This is a genomic window from Peptoniphilus sp. GNH, assembly GCA_021307325.1.
Classification (GTDB): Bacteria; Bacillota; Clostridia; order Tissierellales; family Peptoniphilaceae; genus KA00134.
In genome coordinates this window covers 449,349-470,841 of the sequence record CP089931.1, presented here as the reverse complement: position 1 = coordinate 470,841, position 21,493 = coordinate 449,349, and the positions used below count along the sequence as shown (strand labels likewise).

Sequence of the window (21,493 nt, the reverse complement as noted above, 5' to 3'; positions counted from 1 at the left end):
TAAAAGTCTAGATGATTTAAAAAAAATAGCTGTTAGCCTGGGACTTTTTCCGAGTGAAAATTTCAGCAAAGAGGATTACATCAATTTCATAAGCAAGGGAATTGAGCCAACAATTAAATCGTATTCGCAAAAAGAACTTGAACTTATGAATATGGAAGAACTAAGGAATATGGCCAATGAACTGAAATTAAAATCTCCATATAAATATAAGAAAAATGATTTGGCGGCTTTAATATACCAAACTCTACAAAACAATGATTCAGATGCAAAAGATGATTTGAGAGAAAAGACTATAATTGAACTTAGAAAAATAGCAGACAAAAAAGGCATAAAATCGTCATATAAGTACAAAAAGAGTGAGCTTATTGACTTATTAAGAGATGAAGATTCTGTATTTGAGGAAGAATTAGAGATTCCAAATGATGAAGAGTATGAAAAACTGCTAAAAGAGGATGATGAATTTGCAAATCCTGAAATTAGTAATCTTGAACCAGAATTTGATGAAAATGAAGATGAAAAATCTGCAAATAAAGAAGAAGTTATAGGAATTTTGGAAGTTTTGCCGGACGGGTTTGGATTTTTGAGAGTAAAAAATTATATGCCGAGTGAAAATGATGTCTACGTGGCGCCGTCTCAAATAAGAAAGTTCAGGCTCCAAACTGGGGATATGGTAAGAGGTATAACTAGAGAAAACGACAATGACAACTACAATGCTCTTATCTATATAAATGAGGTTAATGGACTCGAGGCATATAGGGTAGGTCATAGACCATCTTTTGAAAATTTGACTCCAATTTATCCTAACAAGAGAATAATTTTAGAAACTCAACATGACGAACTTGCAACAAGGGTAATAGATTTAGTTTGCCCGATAGGTAGAGGGCAAAGAGGTCTAATTGTTTCTCAACCTAAAAGTGGAAAGACGAGCCTTTTAAAAAAGATGGCTCAAGCCATATCTAAAAATTATGACGATATTCATTTGATGGTTTTATTAATTGATGAAAGACCAGAAGAAGTTACGGATATGGCAAGATCAGTAGACGCAGAGGTGATTTATTCGACATTTGACCAAGCTCCTTTAAATCACACAAAAGTAGCTGAGATGGCGCTTGAAAGGGCAAAAAGACTTGTAGAAAAGGGAGAAGATGTCGTTTTACTTATGGATTCTTTGACAAGACTTGCAAGGGCCTATAATCTAATAACTCCACCAAGCGGAAAGACACTGTCTGGGGGTCTTGATCCATTGAGTTTGCACAAACCTAAGAGATTTTTTGGAGCCGCCAGAAATATAGAGGGCGGAGGATCTCTTACAATAATAGCAACTGCTCTTATAGAAACGGGTTCAAGAATGGACGATATTATTTTTGAGGAATTTAAGGGTACTGGTAATATGGAAGTTCATCTAGATAGAAAATTGTCTGAAAAGAGAATTTTCCCTGCTATCGACATATATAAATCTGGTACAAGAAAAGAAGATTTGCTGCTGGAAAAGGATGAGATAGATTTTGCATATGCGCTTAGAAGATCAATGATTGGCAATTCGACACAAGAGGTCACAGAGAAGCTACTATACAATTTGATGGAATCAAAAGATAATAAAGAATTTTTGAAAAAAATTGACATAGATACTTTCTAATTGCAAATATTCATAATTTGTGGTACACTTTAGAAGTTAATTTAGGATATAGAAGAGGGGTGGAATTGTGAAAAAGGAAATACAACCAGAATTCAAGGAAGCAACAGTTACTTGTGCTTGTGGAAATACATTTAAAACAGGATCAGTTAAAGAAAGTTTGAAAGTTGAGGTTTGCTCAGAATGCCATCCTTTCTTTACAGGCAAGCAAAAGTTCACTGATCACGGCGGACGTATTGAGAAATTCAACAAAAAGTATCAAAGATAAAATCGGGGTTAGCGAGAGCTAACCTTATTTTTTACTTAAAATGGAGATCAAATGGAAAATATAGATAAAAAAAACTCCGCTTTCAAAACTACAATAGGTGGGCAGGCTCTTATAGAAGGTATAATGATGCGGGGCCCGTCAAAGATTTCAATAGCGGTGAGAAGACCAGATGGAGAAATAGAAGTAAAAACTGAAGAAACAAACTCTCTTGACAAAAAATACAAAATTTTGACTCTGCCTATAATTAGAGGAGCTTATAAATTAGTTGAATCCATGATAATCGGTAGCAAAGCTTTGACATATTCAGCTTCATTTTATGATGATACAGATAAAAAAAAGGAAAATTTTCTAGACAAAAAATTTAAAGATAAGGCAGAAAAGATTGAAAATGCATTTGCCCTTATAGTTTCTTTTGTTATAGCAATATTATTTTTTACTGTATTACCTAATTTTTTGGCGTCAATGTTCAAAAACTACATTAGCTCAACAATATTACTCAATTTATTCGAAGGCCTTATAAGGATTTTGATATTTTTAATATATTTGTCCTACACAAAAAAAATTGCGGATATAAAAAGAGTCTACATGTATCATGGGGCAGAGCATAAATCGATCCACTGCTATGAATCTAGGGAAGATTTGACCGTGGATAATGTCATGAAATTTCCTAGGATGCATCCAAGGTGTGGTACGAGTTTTATTTTTATGGTTCTTTTGATTTCGATAGTAGTCCTATCTTTTTTTGGATGGCCCAATCCTTTTATGAGAATAATAATTAGGATTATAGCCTTACCTCTTATTGCGGGAATTTCCTATGAGGTAAATAGGATAATCGGAAGATCGGATTTGGCTATTGCAAAAACTTTGGCTTATCCAGGTATTTTAATCCAGAAATATTTTACTGTAAGTGAGCCGGACAGAGAGCAGGTAGAAGTTGCTCTTGCAGCTTTAAAAGAAGTCTTGCCAAGAGATGGAGAAAATGACTTATGGACATAAAAGGTGCTCTATATCTAGCTAAAACTACTTTACTAAAATCTGCTAGTGCTGATGTTTTAAGAGAAACGAGGATAGTACTATCTGACATCTTAAAAAAAGACTTGAGTTTTATTCTCCTTAACTATGATTATGAATTGACTCAATCTGAAGAAAAAATATTCTTTGAATTCTTAAATAGAAGAAAAACTGGAGAGCCTTTACAATACATTTTGAATGAAGCTTATTTTTATGGCAGAGAATTTTATGTGGATTCAAGGGTGCTTGTACCAAGAAAGGAAACAGAACTTTCCCTTGAATATGTAATAGATAAGGTGAAAAAAGAAAATCTTACAGATGTTTTGGAATTGGGAGCGGGCTCTGGTGCTTTTTCAATAAGCCTGGGACTTGAAACTGATGCAAATATAAGAGCTTGTGATATTTCAAAAGCTGCTCTTGAGGTTTGCAAAATCAATCAAAAAAAATTTTCTAGTAAATGTAAATTTTTTGAGTCGGATTTGTTTTCTGGTATAAAAGGAAAATTTGATTTAATTTATTCTAATCCGCCCTATATAAAAAGCAAAGACATTGAAAATCTGCAAATAGAGGTTAAGGATTTTGAACCAAGACTAGCTCTAGATGGCGGAAGTGATGGCTTACATTTTTACAGAAAAATTATTGTAAATGCCAAAAAATATTTGAAAGATGTTGGATATTTAGTATTTGAAATTGGCTTTGATCAAGCTAGAGATGTTGAGAATCTTTTGCTAAAAGAAGATTTTAAAAACATAGAAGTATTACAAGATTATAGCGGAAAAGATAGAATAATAAGTGGAAAGAGGATTTAATATGTACGATAAACTATCAGTATTTGAGGACAGATATTTAGAGCTTGAGAAGCTCTTAATAGATCCGGAAATAATATCAAACTCAGCAGAATTTCAAAAACTAGCCATAGAGCATGGGGAACTAGAGCCTATAGTTTCAAAATATAGGGCCTATAAAGAATGCAAGAGCAATCTTGAAGACTCAAAAGAAATGCTCAACGATAAGCTCGAAGAGGATATGAGAGAGCTTGTGAGAGAAGATATTAAGGAAAATGAAGAAAAAATTAAGACCTTAGAAGAAGAACTTAAAATTCTAATAGTGCCCAAAGACCCAAATGACAAAAAAAATGTAATTGTTGAAATTCGTGCTGGAGCCGGCGGGGATGAAGCGGCTCTTTTTGCGGGAGTTTTGTTTAGACAATATTCAAGATATGCTGAAAGACATGGATGGAAAGTTGATTTGATGAATACAAATGAGATTGGTATTGGCGGATATAAGGAAGTAATATTTATGATAGAAGGTAGAGGTGCCTACTCTAGATTAAAGTATGAATCAGGAGTTCATAGAGTTCAGAGAGTGCCAGAGACAGAAAGCTCGGGAAGGATTCATACATCCACAGCGACGGTAGCTGTTTTGCCAGAAGTAGATGATGTTGAGATACAAATAAATCCACAAGATATAAGAGTAGATGTATTCAGATCATCGGGAAATGGTGGACAGTCTGTAAACACGACTGACTCAGCTGTAAGAATAACTCACATACCATCTGGAATGGTTGTGTCGTGCCAAGATGAGAAGTCTCAGTTGAAAAACAAAGAAAAGGCCATGAAAATTTTGAAGTCTCGCTTGTATGATTTAAAAATTACGGAACAAAATGATAAACTAACAAAAGAGAAGAGAACCCAAATAGGAACAGGTGACAGATCGGAGAGGATAAGAACTTATAATTATCCTCAAGGTAGAGTAACCGATCACAGAATCAACTTAACACTTTATAAGATAAATGACATAAATGACGGGGACTTAGATGAAATCATAGATGAGCTTACAACTTTTGATCAAGCACAAAAGATGGAAAGCGTATATGCTTAACATTTAATAAAAGGGGTAAACATAGAGTGTACCGAAATTTGGGGAAATTAGGTACATTAAGAATTATTATTTTGGAGGTAATAGAATGAATGCAATGACACAAGAAAATTTACGTTCAGCTTTTGGTGGGGAATCACAAGCTCATATGAGATATCTTATTTGGGGAGATGCAGCAAAAAAAGAAGGCTTCCCAAATGTAAAAAGACTTTTTGATGCAACATCGCATGCAGAAAGAGTTCATGCAACTTTACATTTTAAGGCTCTTAAAGATGTTCACGGCGATTTTACAGTTACATCGGGTGCAGGATTTGGTATAGGAACAACTTCAGAAAATCTTGCTGGAGCAATCGGCGGAGAAGTTTTTGAATACACCCAAATGTACCCAGCCTACATCGCAGTTGCTCAAATGCAAGAAGAAAAAGAAGCTGTAAAGGCTATGAGATTTGCAATTGAAGCAGAAAAAGTTCATGCAATAAGATATGAAGAAGCAAAAAAAGCTGTTGATTCTGGCAAAGATATAGCAGTTGAAAATATTTATATGTGTCCTGTTTGTGGATATATAACTTTCGAAGAAGAAGCACAATGCCCAATTTGTGGATGTAAAGCATCAGCATTTATTGCATATTAATTTAAATAAAAGAAGGACTCTCTACAAGGGTTAGAGAGTTTTTCTTTTAATGTTGACTTTAGCATATAAACTTGCTAATATTATATTGTAATTACAGATAAGGAGGACATATGTCATACGAATCAAGAATAAAATCGGAACAGATAGATGGATTGTTTGAAGCGATACTTCTTTTACAAGATTCAGAAGAGTGCTATAGATTTTTTGAAGATATTTGTACAATTAAAGAATTACAAGCAATCGCACAAAGACTTCAAGTTGTTAAGCTTTTAATTCAAAGAAGGACATATCATGAAATAGAAGAAATAACTGGAGCAAGTACAGCAACTATCTCAAGAATCAATAGGAGTCTTAATTACGGAGCTGATGGATACAAAGTTGTATTAAGGCGTCTAGGTCTTATAAAATAAGAGCTAGGCTCTTTTTTTATATGAGGATAAATTATGAAAATAAAATTTTTTGGAGATTCATTAGTTAGGGGTTTTGGCGTTTTAAGAGATAAAAATTGGGTCTACTTGCTTGGTAAGGATAATTACAATTATGGTGAAAATGGTGGACGAATATCTGATACATACAAAATTATAGAAAAAAGTGAGCTTCTAGATTATAGTTTTTTTATGGTTGGGATAAATGACATAATATCAGGAGCGAGCAGCGAGTTTTTAATAAATGGTACTGATGAAATAATTAAACTCATAAATAAAAAGAACTCTAGGCCTATCTTAGGGATATCTCCATGTGCAAGTGAAGATAAAATAGATTTTTTTGCGGCGAATGATAGTGTATCCGAATATATAAGGTACAAGCTGGGGGCGTTTAGAGACTATTACTTAGAAAATGAAAATAAAATATTCCTAATTGATTTTAATAGACTTTTCAAACAACTTGAAAATGAAGGCAAAAATGTCTTTTTAGATGGTTTGCATCCAAACACATGGGCCCATCAAAAAATGGCTGAATTTTTCAAAAAGGAAGTGGAAAATGAATTACAAAACGCTCACTTCTAGAGAAAAAGTTCTATTAGTAATTTTGATGCTTATAATATTACAGGTTCTTATATATAAAGTATTTTTTGCAAAAAAAATTCAAAAATTGGAAATGATTAAGATAGAAACCCAAATAATTGAAAATAAAATTTCAGATGTAAAATTAGATAGATTTGAAGAAAAAAATCCAGAAGAAAAAATCGAAGAAGAGGACAATAATTTAGAATCTGCTCCAAAAGAATTGCTTGCAGGAGAAAAGTTTAAAGAGTCTGAAAATGTCAAGAATATAGATACTTATGCATTTGACAGAACAAGTAAAAAAGACAAGATAAGGGATGTGGAGTTTTTTGATACGACAAAAGAAGAAAAGACAAATTCTTCTGAAAATGCTTTAGATCAAAAAGAACTTAATAAATCACCGGTAAAATTTGTTGATGTACCTTTTTATGGAGTTGATTATGAAAAAAATGAAAGTGATTCAATGCTTATATTTGATTACGAGACTACTGATTCTAGTACCGGAAAAGTAATAAGTTTCAAACTGGATGATGAAATGACTAAAATGTCAAAAATGAGGGTAAAGGTGGACGACAAAGCAAGAGGAAGTCTTAGCCTTAGATACATAGACAATAAAAGCAAAGAAGAAAAAACAAACCTCTTGGATCTAGAAGCAGGGAAATGGTTTTATTTAGATATGAAATCTCTTGAAAATAAATCTGATATTTCTTTGGATTATAGACTTTCAAATCAAGTTTATGAAAAAGGGAGAATAATTGTGGGAAGTGATTCTTTTGACTAAAAGAGCCTATAGTCTTTTAGAACTAGTGGTCGTTGTAGCCATTATAATGATTATTCTTTCTATATCAATGAATTCTATTTCATCAATAGCTGGGCTTGATGAGAAAATGGAAGTTAAGAAGATTAGAAATTATATAATTTCGGCAAGAGATATGGCAAGGACAAACTCAAGTCCTAGTAAGGTGTGTTTTTCTGAGGATAATATAAAAATTGAGCTGGAATCGGGCTACAAGTTTGAAAAAAAGTTTGTTCATTTGAGATATGATGACGTAAATTCAAATAGATATATCATCAAATTTACAAGAAGAGGAATTCCATCTTATGAGGGAGCTTGTAGTCTATTTTTCAAAGGCAGAAGAAAATCATATAAAATTGTTGTGCTTCCTGTCTCGGGAAGGGTTGAAATAAGGTGATAATTTGAAAAAAGCCTTTTCTATATTAGATGCTGTACTAGCGCTTATGTTAGTGAGTTTATTAATAGCTGTGGTTTTTCCGTCGCTAATAGCCATAAACAAGTCCTCAAGAGAAAGAAGAAATTATGAGGAATTATTAAATTTTGCAAAATCGGCCATGGAAAGAGAAATAGCTGCAAGTTACTATGAAAAAGAAGCGGTTCATAATAAAAATAATTTTGAACTAGAAGTAGATAAAAAGGAAGTTGGCGGACTTGATGAAATCAGAATCAAAGCACTTGACCCTAAAAGTAAAAAGGAAATTGAGTTATTTGCTCGAGCGAAAAAAGGGCTTTTCCTTATTGGAGCTAGTCATTAGTCTTGGTATTTCATCTATAATTTGCATTGTACTAGCTTCCATAATATTTCAAACATATAAAACTCTTGAATTTTCGAATAAAGAGGCAAATTATGGAGGACTTGAATTTGCTCTAGACTATATGGAGGAGGACATATCTTCAGCAGATGGAATCATTCCCATGAATGGTGGAATAGGATTTTATTTTATAAAAAATTCGCCTACAAGAACAAGTTACATTACATACAAGATTGAAGGAGAAAACTTATACAGACTTGCATTTGAAGATGAGCCAGGGCTTATAAATTTGACAATAAATTCATTCTCTTATATGGTCGGAAAGAATTTGATTTTGCAATCAAGTAAATCTATATCAAATTCTCTAATTGACAAGGAAAGGGGAATCCTTCATTTAGAAATAGAGAATGAAAAACATAAGCTATACAGAGATCTGGCGTTGAGGTGGGCTTATGAAAATTAAGGGATTTACATTTATAGCAAGCCTATTTGTGTTTCTGCTTTTAGTTGTAGTCGTATATTTTCTAGCTGATGTAGGATATGTAAATGGCATAGCAAAGAAAAATTTACAATATCAAATTCAGGCGGATTATCTAGCAGAAAGCTATCTAAACGAAATAATATCAGATAATGAAGTTAAAAAACTAATTATAGATGAATCGAAGAATCTAAGAACTGAGACTAGGAGATTGAATAAAGATTTTACTACGCCTCTTATGGCAAAGTATAATGCAAAATTGACCTACGACGTTAAAAAAGGTGAATTTACAATTACAGCTGAAGTATATTATAAAAATATAAAGTCAGAAATGAGTTTGAAGGGTAAGCTTGATAGGGGACTTTTCGATGAAAAAAACCTTGATAAGACACTTGAAGAAATAGACTACCAAAATTATTATAATAAAATTGAAAATTTCAAGTCTTTTTACTACCAAAGTTTAATAATAGATAAGCCGTGTGAATTAAGATCAGAAGGTATAAATCTTATTCTAGAAAACAAAGATGGTAAAATATTACTCGATCCTATAAGGGCTTATATTATAGATGTCAGGGCGCCATTGGTCTTACAAGAGGGACTTATCCTTAATGCTGTTGTGATAAATCGATCTGCAATACGTTCTTATGGGGCTAAGATACTTGGTATATATCTTGATGATGGACAAATTGAGCCGGGCTCACACATAGATCTAGAAGGATTTTTGATTAGTAGGAGAAGACAAGAGGAGATCAATTTTAAATACAATAAGAGATTTATACCTACTAATCTCATAGATGATGATACGAATTATAAAATTAGAATCTTATCAATAAAAAAATAAATATAAAAATAAAATAATTCCTAGATAATTCCTAGGAATTATTTTATTTTAGTATATAATATTAGTATGAATATATTAGGAGGAAAAAATGGCAAGAGAATTATTAAAAATTGAAGATCTTTCTGCTGGCATACCCGGCAAAGAGATTTTAAAAAAGATTAATTTAAAAATCAACTATGGCGAAGTTCATATACTTATGGGACCAAATGGTTCGGGAAAGTCGACATTAGCTAATGTAATAATGAATAATCCAGCATATAAAGTTTCAGGGGGAAGAATTTTACTTGATGGAGAAGATATAACTGAAATGTCAACTGACAAGAGAGCTAAAAAAGGATTATTTATGTCTTTCCAAAATCCTTATCAAGTCGCTGGAATTTCTGTTGAAAATTTTATAAGGACAGCTAAAAATTCAATAGATGATGAAAATGTTGGAATTTTAAAATTTAGAAAAGAATTGAATAAGAAAATGGACTTTTTGAAGATGGATCATTCCTATGCCCAAAGGTATTTGAATGTCGGATTTTCAGGTGGAGAAAAGAAAAAAAATGAGATTCTTCAAATGCTTATGTTGAATCCTAAGTTGGCGATTTTGGATGAAACTGATTCAGGCTTAGATGTCGATGCTACCAGAATAGTTTCAGAGGGAATAAAAGAATATTTGGATGAGAACAAATCTGTAATCATAATAACTCACCATAGAGAGTTGATTAGAGCTCTTAAACCAGACCATGTGCATGTAATAATTAATGGACAGATTGTTATAAATGGCGATGAATCTATTGCTAATAGAATTGAAGATGAGGGATTTGCTTGGCTTCGTAAGGGAGTGAACTGACATGAATCTAAGAGAAAAAACTCAAATCGAAGAAATGGATAGAGGCGTCTATGATATAAAAAATGAATTTACTTACACTACCAAGACTGAAAAAGGTCTCACAGAAGAAATTGTAAGACAAATTTCCAAAGAAAAAAATGAACCAACATGGATGTTAGAAAAAAGACTTGAAGCTCTAAAGATATTTAACAATTCAAAAAATCCCGAATGGGGTCCGGACTTATCAGAAGTAGACATGGATCAAATAACTACTTATATAAGGCCAAAAGCCAACCTTTCAGATGATTGGAAGAAGGTACCAAAAGAAATAAGAGACACATTTGATGCCTTGGGAATACCTGAAGCTGAAAAAGAATCTATGTTATCAGGTGTAGGAGCCCAATACGACTCTGAAGTTGTCTACCACAATATTCAACAACATTTAATAGACCAAGGAGTAGTATATACAGATTTTGAAACTGGTCTTAGAGAGTATGAAGATATATATAAGAAATATTTTTCAAAGTGCATAAAACCAACTCTTCACAGATACGCCGCACTTCATTATGCGGTTTGGTCTGGCGGCTCATTTGTGTATGTTCCAAAGGGCGTCAGAGTTGACATACCTTTGCAATCATACTTTCGTTTGAATGCTCCTGGAGCAGGTCAATTTGAGCACACTTTAATAATAATTGAAGATGACGCTTATTGTCACTTTATTGAAGGTTGTTCGGCGCCTAAATACAACATGATTAATCTTCACGCTGGTGCCGTTGAACTTTTTATAGGCGAAAATGCTACGCTTAGATATTCTACTATTGAAAATTGGTCAAGGAATATGTATAACTTAAACACCAAGAGGGCCATAGTAGAAAAAAATGGCAGGATTGAATGGATTTCAGGCTCATTTGGTTCAAAAGTATCCATGCTTTATCCTGCTTCAATCTTAGTTGGAGAAGGAGCCCAAAGTGAATATACAGGCATCTCATTTGCTGGTGCTGGTCAAAACATAGATACTGGCGCTCAAGTAGTGCATGCAGCATCCAATACGACATCGACTATAAATTCAAAGTCGATTTCGAAAGGCGGGGGAATTTCTGTTTACAGAGGACTAACAGAGGTAGCTCCAGATGCCAAGAATTGTAAATCTACAACATCATGTGAGTCCTTGATGCTGGATAATTTGTCAAGATCTGACACAATTCCTGCAATAAATATAAAAAATCCAAATGTGGATTTGGGACACGAAGCTAAGATAGGAAGAATCTCGGATGATGTAATATTTTATTTGATGTCCAGAGGAATTGATGAAGAAGAAGCTAGATCGCTTGTAGTTAGGGGATTTGCAGAGCCGATTGCAAAAGAGCTTCCTCTCGAATATGCGGTAGAGATGAACAATTTAATAAATTTGGAATTAGTTGGAAGTATAGGTTAGGTGGAAAATGCAAGGGAATAATATTTCTTTTAAAACTTTTTCCTGGCTAGGAGTCAATCGAATTGATGTTGATTTTCCGAAAGTTAATGGAAAAAGGGCGAATATAGAAAAAATGGAAGAGTTCACCGCTCTTGATTATGGTGTTTCTAAAGAAATTTTGGATTTTAATATTCAAAATAATCACGATTATAGAATACTAAAAAGCGGTGAATGTGAAGATAGAGATTTCGGAATTATAGAATATAATGAAGATCAAGATATAATAAATCAATGGTATGATTTAGTTGCAGAAGAAGGCAGCAAACTTGAAGTCACAGTACTAATAAGAGGAAATTCTAAAAAAAGATGTGACAGAAATACCGTAATAAGAGTCTTGGCTAAGAAAAACTCTAAAGTAAACTTGAGATTACTCAGGTTTGACAATGATATGCAAAACTCTTTTGAAACCATCGCAGTTTGCGAAAAAGAAAATGCCACTGTCAAAATCAACCAAGTTGAATTGACAGCAGGAAATTTGGTTTTAAATTATAAAAACTTTTTAAAAGGTGAAAAGGCATCTTCAGACTTAGATTCAATCTACTTTGGTAGTGGAAACTCCAAACTTGATTTTATATATGAGGCTCAACACCATGGAGTAAAGACTAAATCAGATATCAGAGTAAATGGTGCCTTGGTGGATAAAGCTTATAAGAGCCTAAAATCAAATCTAGATTTTAAAAAGGGTTCTAGCATGAGTATAGGCAATGAAGAAGAGTATACTCTTTTGTTATCTGACGATGTGAAGGCCCTATCTCTACCAATACTATTGGCAGGTGAAGATGATGTTGAGGGCAATCATGCAGCAAGTGCCGGAAAAATGGACAAGGATTTACTATTTTATATAATGAGCAGAGGTTATGACATAAAAGAAGCAACGACTCTTGTCATAGAATCTAAATTTTCGGCAACGATAGAAGAAATGCCTACACAAGAGCTTAGAGATGAAATAATTAATTATATAGAGAGCAGGTTATGATGCTTAGTAAAAATGAAATACTAGAAATAAGAAAAGAGTTTCCATTTTTAAATAGTGATTATCCAGGCAGTGACTATGTATATTTCGATAACGGAGCAACCACTCAAAAGCCTAAATCTGTAATAGAAGAGGTTAATAAATTTTATAGAATAGAAAATGGAAATCCTCATAGAGGAGCACATTATTTTGCGAATGTGGCAACTGACATCTATGAATCAACTAGAGAAAAAATAAAGAACTTTATAGGAGCCGATAAGGCATCAGAGATTGTTTTTACTAGAAATGCAACGGAGTCACTGAATCTCTTGGCATATACTTATGGACTTTCAAATCTCAAAAAAGATGATGAGATTGTGCTTAGTATAATGGAGCATCATTCAAATCTTGTCACTTGGCAATTTGTTGCTGAAAAGACTGGGGCAAAATTATCCTATCTTTACATCAATGAAGACAAGCAGATTGAAGATTCTGAAATTGAAAACAAAGTGACTGAAAAATGTAAAATATTTACAATAACTGCCGCATCAAATGTTGCAGGGACTATCCCAAATTTAAAAAAGATAATATCTTATGTAAGAAAGCATGCCCCCAAAGCTTTTATAATAGTTGATGGAGCACAGTATGTGCCGCATCACAAGGTAGATATAAAAGATTTGGACTGTGATGCCTTTGTATTTTCGGGTCATAAGATGTATTCATATTTGGGAATTGGCGTCTTGTATTGCAAAGAAAATATTTTAAATTCTATACCTCCATTTAATTATGGCGGAGATATGATTGAATATGTATATGAAGATAAGGCTAGTTTCTTAGAGTCTCCACAGAGGTTTGAAGCAGGAACGCAAAATGTAGGCGGAGTAAAATCACTTTCTGCGGCAATTGATTTTATAAATTCTATCGGAATCGAAAAGATAGAAGAATATGAAAAATCGATTACTGATTATGCCTTTGAAAAAATAAGCGATTTGGGATTTTTGAAAATTTATTCAAGTCCAAAAAAGAATAGAACATCATTAGTAACTTTTAATTTTGACGGGGTACATCCTCATGATGTTGCGTCAATCTTGGATAGCTACAAGGTGGCTATAAGATCTGGGCATCATTGTGCCCAACCTCTTCATAGGTTTTTGGGCATTAATTCGTCTTGTCGAGCATCATTTTGTGTATATAACACAAGAGAAGAAGTAGATAGACTCGTGGAAGCTTTAATAAGAGTGGGGAAGGTGATGGGATGTCTATAAATGACATATATACGCAATTTATTTTAGAAGAATCAAGAAATTCTAAAAATAGAAAGACTTTGGAACATTTTACTCATGAAGAATTGGGGCATAATCCATCTTGTGGAGATGAGATAACACTACAAATGGATTTGGAAAATGATAAAATTCAAGATCTTGCATACTCTGGTGTAGGATGTGCAATATCTCAAGCTTCCACATCTGTAATGATTGATACTGTTAAGAAACTTCCAAGAGACAAGGCTATTAAGCTATGCGACTTATTTATAGGAATGATAAAGGGAGAAGAACTTAGTGAGGAACAGGAAGAATTACTAGGGGATGCCTTAGTTTTTGAAAGTGTAAAAAATTTGCCTGCTAGAGTTAAATGCGCTGTGCTCCCGTGGTATACCCTAAAAAGCATATTGGAAAACAGCAAAAAAGATTAGGGGGAATTATGAAACTTTCAACAAAGGGTAGGTATGGACTCATGGCCATGTATAGGCTTGGGGAAAATTATGGCAAAGGACCTACCTCGCTTAAAGCCATAGCAGAAAAGGAGAATTTATCAGAGTTATATCTCGAACAACTTTTTATGCTTTTGAGAAAAAAAGGATTGGTTGAAGGAGTAAGAGGAGCAGGAGGTGGATACCTTTTAACTAAAGACCCCAAGGAAATAAAAATCGGAGACATTCTAAATGCTCTAGAAGGAGAAATAGAATTGTCTTGTTGCAACAAAGAATCTGATTGCAACAAAATGGGGGACTGCGCCACAAAGGATATTTTGGATAAGATTCAAGTTAAATTAGAGGCGGTTTTTGACTCTATGACTCTTGCTGATATGTGATTGCCTATGATTTATTTAGATAATAGTGCAACCACACAGATAAGCGGCGAAGTCTTAGACGAAATGATGAGAATATACAAGGATATTTATGGAAATCCTTCATCTGCTCATAAGCTTGGGCAAAAGGCAAAAGAACTTATTGAATTATCTAGATTTAAAATAGCCGAACTACTAAATGCTAATCCAGAGCAAATTATATTTACATCTGGAGGTAGTGAGTCAGATAATTGGGCTCTTAAGGGTGTAGCTTTTAAGAAAAAAAGAGGACACATAATATCTTCGTCTTTTGAACATCCGGCAGTTTTAAATTCCTTGAAATTTTTGGAAAGCCAAGGATTTGAAGTAAGTTTAGTAAATCCAAACGAGCATGGCATTATAGAAATAAAAGATATTGAAAAAGAAATCAGAGAAGATACTTTTTTAATATCTCTTATGAGTGTCAACAATGAACTAGGGACTATCCAAAATTTGGAGGACTTGTCTATTCTTTCTAGAAATAATAATATTTTACTCCACTCAGACGGTGTCCAAGCTGAGCCATGGGTGAAATCAGATTTTAAAAAGTCAAATCTGGATTTTTATTCGATATCTGGACATAAGCTACATGGACCAAAAGGAATAGGCCTTCTTTTAGTAAAAGACAGAGAGTCAATTCTTCCCCTGATTAATGGCGGACCACAAGAGTTGGAACTTAGGGCTGGCACTGAGAATGTGGCTTTAATCTGCGCTCTTAGTGTCGCACTTGAACAAAAAAATAAAAATTTGCAAGAAGTCATTAAAAAAGTTTATAATTTGCATAAGTATTTAGAAAAATCTTTAAAAGAAAAATTGACTGGGATAAAGATTAATTGCGAAGATGCACCACGCATTCCTAGTATTTCCAACATAAGTATAAAAGGAGTAGATAAGCAACAAGTATTGACTCTTTTATCAATGGAGGATATTTGCATATCCGCTGGGAGCGCCTGTGCTTCAGGATCTCTAAGTCCATCAAAAGCTCTAAAGGCAATAGGCTTGAGTGATGAAGAGGCCAATTCATCTATTCGTGTTTCTATAAGCCAATTTAACACACAAAAAGAGCTTGATATCTTTATTGAAAAACTCAGCTCAATAGTAAAGAAATTAAGAAATGAGGAAGTAGTATGAGAGATGGACAATTGATAATTGATACTGTGAAAACTAGCAGTTTCTTTGCCCTTGCTACCTCTATCCTTTTTACAGTTCTATTGTTTCTTATTATTTATTACCTCATAAATATAGGAAATAGGCACATAGATAGAGATAGAAGAATTCATGTAGATTTAAAATTGGGAATTAAATTCGTAGTATGCTTGGTGTCGTTATATATAGTTGTTATTATTTTCAAAAGATTTCCAATTTTAGGTGACGCTCTTTGGGCTGTCGTTTTGGCGGCAATTCTGGCTTATGTTATAAATCCGCTTGTAAATTTTTTAGAAAAAAAAGGCGTAAAAAGGATTTTTGGATTGGTAATTGTCTATGTCGGTTCAATATTTATAATTTCTTTACTGGCCTTTATAGTTGTCCCAAAGACTTTGGAAGAATTTTCTAAGTTGTTTGCAAATCTGCCGTCCATGGTTTCTGGGTGGTCAGATAAGTTGGATTCTTTTTTAAACAATGTAAGAGAGAGCATATCTAAAGGAATTGGAAAATCCGCAGCATCTGAATATGACCCAGTGGGCGAAGTGATGCAGTCTTTTGAACAATTTTTGATTAAATTTTCGAAAAATATTGTAGCCTATATAGAAACTTTGCCTCAAAAATTTTCCAGTATAGCCAATGGATTTATAAAGTTTTGTCTTGCTCTAGTATTGACTTTTTATTTTGTCTTGGATAAGGATTTAATAGTATCCAAAATGAAGCAAGTAATACCACCAAAATACAGGAAAGATGCAAGCTTTTTAGGATCTAGTATAAATGATGCGCTTATGGACTTTGTAAAGGGAAGGCTTTTGATGGCGGTTTTTGTTGGAGTTGCAACAGGAATTGTATTACTAATATGCGGAGTAAATTTCGCTATTGTAATAGGCATTATAACAATTATCGCTGATATCATACCTTATATTGGACCTTTTATTGCATTTGTGCCGGCTATTTTATTTGCAGCAATGGATTCACCTATAAAGGCTTTGATAGTTGGTGTTTTCTTTGTTTTGATTCAATGGGCTGAAAATAATATTTTGGCAGCTAAGCTAATAGGTTCTTCCACAGGTCTTCATCCTATTGTAATTTTACTTTCGATTTTAATTGGTGGTGGAATTTTTGGTGTGGCAGGTTTGATTCTCAGTGTTCCAGCTGTCAGCGTAATAATAATATTATTTAACTTTTTTAAGAAGAAACTTGAGGAAAATCGCAATCCTCTAAATTGACAAGCTTATATTGATAAACTATAATTTTTTATAGATGAGGTGGCCTCCTTCGGGAGGTCTTAATTTTTAAATGAGGTGTAGGATGAAAAATTTAGGATTGCAAGAAATCCGTAGGGAATTTTTAAACTTTTTTGAATCAAAAGGATTTTTGATTTTACCAAGCTTTTCATTAATTCCGAAAAATGACAAGTCTTTATTACTAATAGGTGCAGGCATGGCTCCTATGAAGAAATATTTCACAGGCGAATTGACACCACCTAAAAAAAGAGTATCTACTTGTCAAAAGTGTATACGTACAGGGGATATTGAAAATGTGGGGATAACAGATAGACATGCGACTTTTTTTGAAATGTTGGGAAATTTTTCTTTTGGGGACTATTTCAAAAGAGAAGCTATAACATGGGCATGGGAATTTCTAACTAAAAACTTAGAGATGGATCCAAATAGACTTTGGGCAACTGTTTACTTAGACGATGACGAAGCTGAAAAAATCTGGAATAAAGAGATAGGTCTTCCCATCGAACGTATCATCAGAATGGGCAAAGAGGATAATTTTTGGGAATTAGAAGTTGGCCCGTCTGGTCCTTGTTCAGAGATATATTTTGACAGAGGAGAAGAATACGGCTGTGGTGATCCAAACTGTAAACCTGGCTGTGAATGCGACAGATTTATTGAAATTTGGAATCTAGTCTTCACCCAATTTGACAAAGATGAAGCTGGAGTTTATCATCCTTTAGCCCATCCTAATATAGATACTGGAATGGGCCTTGAAAGATTGGCAACAGTTCTTCAAGGAACAGACAATATATTCGAGGTAGATTCTCTAAAGAAAATAATTGCAAAGATTGAAGAACTTTCAAAATATAAATATGGACAAGATAAGATTAAGGACATTTCAGTAAGAGTAATAACAGACCATGCAAGAGCTATGACATTTTTAATTTCTGATACGGTTAGACCGAGCAATGAAGGCAGAGGATATGTTCTTAGAAGACTTATAAGAAGAGCGGCTAGACACGGTATCTTGCTTGGAATAAAGGGTTCTTTCTTAACGGAGCTTGCAGATGTTATTATTGATGAATTTTCTGGAAATTACAAAGAATTAAAAGAAAATAGAGAAGCTATAAAAGATGTAATAAATGTCGAAGAAAATAAATTTCTGGAAACCTTAGATCAAGGCATGAGTATTCTAGATTCTTATGTAGAGGAATTAAAGCTTAAAAATAAACATACACTTGATGGAGAGTCTGCATTCAAACTTTATGATACTTATGGATTTCCAGTTGATTTGACAAAAGAAATATTAAAAGAAAAGGGAATAGACCTTGACCAAATTGGATTTGAAGAACATATGAAGCTTCAAAGACAAAGGGCAAGAGCTGCAAGAAACGACTCAAATATAGGATGGGCTAGTAAGAATAAGGAAGAAATTTACGAAGGACTTTCGAATGTTTTCACTGGATACACTGAAGATTCTTGCAAGGGCATGGTTACTTCAATATCAAATGCAGAAGGCAAGGTAGATAGCCTAAAATCTGGAGACAGAGGTATATTAACCTTTGATAAGACTTGTTTTTATGGTCAATCAGGTGGGCAAGTTGGAGATACAGGGATGATTGTATCTGAAAACACTAAGCTAAAAGTTGTAGACACTAAAAAAACTTCATCTGGTATTCACCTTCACTATGTAGAAGTGGAAGAAGGCGAAGTGAGGGTAAAAGATGAATTCGAATTAAAAATTGATGTAGAAAGAAGAAATAACATAAGAAGAAATCACTCCGTTACTCACCTACTCCATAAGGCTTTAAAAGAGGTCCTTGGTGATCATGTAAACCAAGCAGGCTCTGAAGTTTGGGATAAGGGCATGAGATTTGACTTCACACATTTTGAGGCAATTTCAAAAGATGATTTAGAAAAAATAGAAAAAAGAGTAAATGAAAAAATATTTGAATCTCTACCAGTAGAAACTATAATAACAGACTTGCAAGAAGCACAAAAACTTGGAGCAATTGGTCTTTTCGAAGAAAAGTATGGAGATGAAGTTAGAGTTTTAAAAATGGGAGACTATTCAATCGAGCTTTGTGGAGGTACTCATGTAAAAAACACTTCCCAAATTTCAATGTTTAAAATTTTGTCTGAATCAGGAATTTCTTCTGGAGTGAGAAGAATTGAGTCAATCACAGGACCTGCTGTTTACGAAGAATTGAATGATATTTTGAAACAGAGATCAAAAGCCCTAGGCTTACTAAAAGTAGGCAAAGATTTCTACATTCAAAAGATTGAAAATTATATTGATGAAGTAAAGTCGCTTAACAAAAAAATTCAAGACATTGAAAAAGATAAGGCGATTTCAAGTGTTGATACTTTGATAAAATCAGCTGAAGACTTAGGTGATATAAAACTCATAGTAAAGAGACTCGACGGTGTTGATCTTGACAGTTTAAGGCTTATGGCAGATGAAATTAGAAATAAGTTGGACAGGGTTATTGTAGTATTTGCAACTAAAAATGAGGACAAGATAAACTTTTTATGCGCCCTTTCCAAGCCCCTTATTTCAAAATCTTTAAAAGCCGGTGAAATAATCAAAGAGGTTGCAAAAATAGCTGGCGGCGGCGGAGGTGGAAGACCTGACATGGCTACTGCTGGCGGAAAGGATGCAAACAAAATTGATGATGCTTTGAAGTCTGTTGAGAAAATTATAAAGAGTTTTCAATAAGGAGGACAAAATGGAAGGAAAAAACACAGAAACTCAAGTTTTTGAAAAATCTGCAATAGATCATCAATTAATAAGAAATATACTTGAGCAAACTTACCAAGCCCTTGAAGAAAAGGGTTATGATCCCCTTGATCAGATAATAGGATATATACTCTCTGGAGATCCGACTTATATAACTAGCCACAAGATGGCTAGAAATAAAATGCAGGAGCTCGAAAGAGATGAATTACTCGGAGAAATTTTGAAATACTATTTGTCTAAGGGATTTCGTTAATGCTTGAAATACTCTTAAACATAATATATAATTATTAAGAATTAGCCTATAAGGCTTACTCTTTCACACGAGGGGAGGGAAATTCATGTCCGAGATCAGGGTAGGGGAGAACGAATCCCTAGACAATGCATTAAAACGTTTTAAAAGACAATGCGCAAATTCAGGTGTTCTAAAAGAAGTTAGAAAAAGAGAACATTATGAAAAACCATCTGTAAAAAGAAAGAAAAAATCAGAAGAAGCGCGCAAGAAAAAACATTCAAGATATTAAGAAGGGTTTTATATGCTTTTAAAAGACAAGTTAATGGAAGATCTAAAAACTGCCATGCGCAACAAAGACAAGCTTCTCAAAGATGCGATTACTATGATAAGAGCTGACATAAAGAGAAAAGAAGTTGATGAGCGGATAGAACTAAGTGAAGAGCAGATTTTAGATATCATATCAAAACAATTAAAAGAAAAAAAATCGTCAATTTTAGAATTTGAAAAAGCTGGTAGAGAAGATCTAGTGAAGCAAACAAATGATGAGATTGATGTGCTTTTGAGATATTTGCCTAAACAGCTTACTAGTGACGAACTTAGACAAATCATTGTTGATGCAATAAAAAAAGAAAACATTGCATCTTCAAAGGAGATGGGCAAAGTTATGAAGGTTGTTATGCCTCTTGTAAAAGGCAGGGCTGATGGCAAAGAAGTTAATAGAATTGCTTTGAATTACTTTAATGAGCCGAGAGATTAAATTCTTTCGGCTTTTTTATATGGAGTGGATATGAAAAAATTTAAATATATAACTATTAGTACTTTTACATTTTTCGCACTTATCTCATCAGTATATGCAAATAGCGATAATGTTTTAGAAAATATCATAGAAAATTCGTATATCCCAATTGTGTTTTTATGTATGGCTGCCTTGTTTTTTGTAGTCGAAATTTTCACGCCAGGATTTGGTTTTGGGGCTGTGCTTAGTATTATTTTTTTAGGACTTTATTTTACCAGAAGTGTTTATTACTATCCTTTTTACATAAAAGGTCAATTTATTTTTATCTTAGGCCTAATACTTATTATACTAGAAGCTCTTATACCTGGATTTGGAATAGCTGGAATAAGTGGCATCTTGTGTCTTTGTTTTGGTATAATATTTACATCAGCTAATGTATATTTAGGAATTTTATCATTGGGTCTATCCTTAACATTGTCAATATGCACTGCCTATATATTTATAAAAAGAGGCAATAAATCCAAGCTTCTTAGAAGTCTTACACTTTATAATCCTTTACAATCTAAAGAAGGATATGTAGGTGTTGAAAATAGGCATGTAAATGTTGGGGATAAGGGAGTGTCTTTGACTGTATTGAAACCGAGTGGGTATTGCAGGTTTAAAAACGATAAAATACAGGTTTATTCTGAAGGTAATTTTATCGAAAAGGATATTTTGGTAAAAGTAAGTAGGATTGAGGGTTATAAAATATTTGTCGACGAGGTGAAAAATTAAA

At 33.5% G+C, this 21,493-nt stretch carries 26 protein-coding genes; all 26 read left to right on the top strand.

From position 1 onward, the window contains the following. Positions 1-145: 145 nt before the first annotated feature. The 26 genes from rho to LV469_02290 all read left to right on the top strand — a co-directional run bounded on the left by rho (position 146) and on the right by LV469_02290 (position 21,492). Positions 146-1,636 (top strand): transcription termination factor Rho, encoded by a 1,491-nt coding sequence (gene rho, locus LV469_02415; GenBank protein ID UHR03578.1) that lies wholly within the window; start codon positions 146-148, stop codon positions 1,634-1,636. 67 nt (positions 1,637-1,703) lie between these two features. After that, positions 1,704-1,901, top strand: coding sequence for a 50S ribosomal protein L31 (gene rpmE / locus LV469_02410; protein UHR03160.1), 198 nt, complete (start codon positions 1,704-1,706; stop codon positions 1,899-1,901). A 51-nt stretch (positions 1,902-1,952) separates the two neighbouring features. Further along, entirely contained in the window at positions 1,953-2,897 is a 945-nt protein-coding gene (locus LV469_02405; GenBank protein UHR03159.1) for a DUF1385 domain-containing protein, read from the top strand. After that, positions 2,888-3,721, top strand: a complete 834-nt coding sequence (prmC, locus tag LV469_02400; GenBank protein ID UHR03158.1) for a peptide chain release factor N(5)-glutamine methyltransferase — start codon at positions 2,888-2,890, stop codon at positions 3,719-3,721. The genes LV469_02405 and prmC overlap by 10 nt, the downstream gene beginning before the upstream one ends. 1 nt (position 3,722) lies before the next feature. Beyond that, complete coding sequence (gene prfA / locus LV469_02395) at positions 3,723-4,793, top strand: peptide chain release factor 1 (GenBank protein UHR03157.1); 1,071 nt, start codon at positions 3,723-3,725, stop codon at positions 4,791-4,793. Between the two features lie 85 nt (positions 4,794-4,878). Beyond that, positions 4,879-5,421: a Rubrerythrin-2 gene (locus LV469_02390; GenBank protein ID UHR03156.1), complete on the top strand. Its 543-nt coding sequence runs from the start codon at positions 4,879-4,881 to the stop codon at positions 5,419-5,421. A gap of 110 nt (positions 5,422-5,531) precedes the next feature. Beyond that, positions 5,532-5,831 (top strand): YerC/YecD family TrpR-related protein, encoded by a 300-nt coding sequence (locus LV469_02385; protein UHR03155.1) that lies wholly within the window; start codon positions 5,532-5,534, stop codon positions 5,829-5,831. 33 nt (positions 5,832-5,864) lie between these two features. Next, complete coding sequence (locus LV469_02380) at positions 5,865-6,428, top strand: GDSL-type esterase/lipase family protein (protein ID UHR03154.1); 564 nt, start codon at positions 5,865-5,867, stop codon at positions 6,426-6,428. Next, on the top strand, positions 6,403-7,206 hold the full coding sequence (locus LV469_02375; GenBank protein UHR03153.1) for a hypothetical protein: 804 nt from the start codon (positions 6,403-6,405) through the stop codon (positions 7,204-7,206). The genes LV469_02380 and LV469_02375 overlap by 26 nt, the downstream gene beginning before the upstream one ends. After that, positions 7,181-7,618, top strand: coding sequence for a hypothetical protein (locus LV469_02370; GenBank protein ID UHR03152.1), 438 nt, complete (start codon positions 7,181-7,183; stop codon positions 7,616-7,618). Before LV469_02375 ends, LV469_02370 begins: the two co-directional genes overlap by 26 nt. A gap of 4 nt (positions 7,619-7,622) precedes the next feature. Beyond that, the gene (locus LV469_02365) at positions 7,623-7,976 is read left to right on the top strand and encodes a type II secretion system protein (protein UHR03151.1); all 354 of its coding nucleotides are present in this window, start codon (positions 7,623-7,625) and stop codon (positions 7,974-7,976) included. Further along, entirely contained in the window at positions 7,930-8,436 is a 507-nt protein-coding gene (locus LV469_02360; protein UHR03150.1) for a type II secretion system GspH family protein, read from the top strand. Before LV469_02365 ends, LV469_02360 begins: the two co-directional genes overlap by 47 nt. Beyond that, positions 8,426-9,292 (top strand): hypothetical protein, encoded by an 867-nt coding sequence (locus tag LV469_02355; protein UHR03149.1) that lies wholly within the window; start codon positions 8,426-8,428, stop codon positions 9,290-9,292. The genes LV469_02360 and LV469_02355 overlap by 11 nt, the downstream gene beginning before the upstream one ends. 88 nt (positions 9,293-9,380) lie before the next feature. Continuing rightward, on the top strand, positions 9,381-10,130 hold the full coding sequence (sufC, locus tag LV469_02350) for a Fe-S cluster assembly ATPase SufC (protein ID UHR03148.1): 750 nt from the start codon (positions 9,381-9,383) through the stop codon (positions 10,128-10,130). 1 nt (position 10,131) lies between these two features. Then, the gene (gene sufB, locus LV469_02345) at positions 10,132-11,544 is read left to right on the top strand and encodes a Fe-S cluster assembly protein SufB (protein UHR03147.1); all 1,413 of its coding nucleotides are present in this window, start codon (positions 10,132-10,134) and stop codon (positions 11,542-11,544) included. Between the two features lie 7 nt (positions 11,545-11,551). Continuing rightward, positions 11,552-12,559 carry a SufD family Fe-S cluster assembly protein gene (locus tag LV469_02340; protein ID UHR03146.1) on the top strand — a complete coding sequence of 336 codons (1,008 nt, stop codon included), beginning with the start codon at positions 11,552-11,554 and terminating at the stop codon, positions 12,557-12,559. Further along, positions 12,559-13,800 (top strand): SufS family cysteine desulfurase, encoded by a 1,242-nt coding sequence (locus LV469_02335; GenBank protein ID UHR03145.1) that lies wholly within the window; start codon positions 12,559-12,561, stop codon positions 13,798-13,800. Before LV469_02340 ends, LV469_02335 begins: the two co-directional genes overlap by 1 nt. Next, complete coding sequence (locus LV469_02330; GenBank protein UHR03144.1) at positions 13,791-14,228, top strand: SUF system NifU family Fe-S cluster assembly protein; 438 nt, start codon at positions 13,791-13,793, stop codon at positions 14,226-14,228. The genes LV469_02335 and LV469_02330 overlap by 10 nt, the downstream gene beginning before the upstream one ends. An 8-nt stretch (positions 14,229-14,236) precedes the next feature. Then, entirely contained in the window at positions 14,237-14,626 is a 390-nt protein-coding gene (locus LV469_02325; GenBank protein UHR03143.1) for an Rrf2 family transcriptional regulator, read from the top strand. A 6-nt stretch (positions 14,627-14,632) separates the two neighbouring features. Continuing rightward, positions 14,633-15,772 (top strand): cysteine desulfurase, encoded by a 1,140-nt coding sequence (locus tag LV469_02320; GenBank protein UHR03142.1) that lies wholly within the window; start codon positions 14,633-14,635, stop codon positions 15,770-15,772. Next, positions 15,769-17,013 (top strand): AI-2E family transporter, encoded by a 1,245-nt coding sequence (locus LV469_02315; GenBank protein ID UHR03141.1) that lies wholly within the window; start codon positions 15,769-15,771, stop codon positions 17,011-17,013. Before LV469_02320 ends, LV469_02315 begins: the two co-directional genes overlap by 4 nt. Before the next feature lie 82 nt (positions 17,014-17,095). Beyond that, positions 17,096-19,729, top strand: coding sequence for an alanine--tRNA ligase (alaS, locus tag LV469_02310; GenBank protein ID UHR03140.1), 2,634 nt, complete (start codon positions 17,096-17,098; stop codon positions 19,727-19,729). Positions 19,730-19,739: 10 nt separating this feature from the next. After that, a complete protein-coding gene (locus LV469_02305; protein UHR03139.1) occupies positions 19,740-20,003 on the top strand; it encodes an IreB family regulatory phosphoprotein in 264 nt (87 codons plus the stop codon). A gap of 85 nt (positions 20,004-20,088) precedes the next feature. After that, entirely contained in the window at positions 20,089-20,271 is a 183-nt protein-coding gene (gene rpsU / locus LV469_02300) for a 30S ribosomal protein S21 (protein UHR03138.1), read from the top strand. A gap of 12 nt (positions 20,272-20,283) precedes the next feature. Continuing rightward, positions 20,284-20,739: a GatB/YqeY domain-containing protein gene (locus LV469_02295; GenBank protein ID UHR03137.1), complete on the top strand. Its 456-nt coding sequence runs from the start codon at positions 20,284-20,286 to the stop codon at positions 20,737-20,739. A 30-nt stretch (positions 20,740-20,769) separates the two neighbouring features. Then, entirely contained in the window at positions 20,770-21,492 is a 723-nt protein-coding gene (locus tag LV469_02290; protein UHR03136.1) for a hypothetical protein, read from the top strand. The last annotated feature ends 1 nt before the right edge of the window (position 21,493 follow it).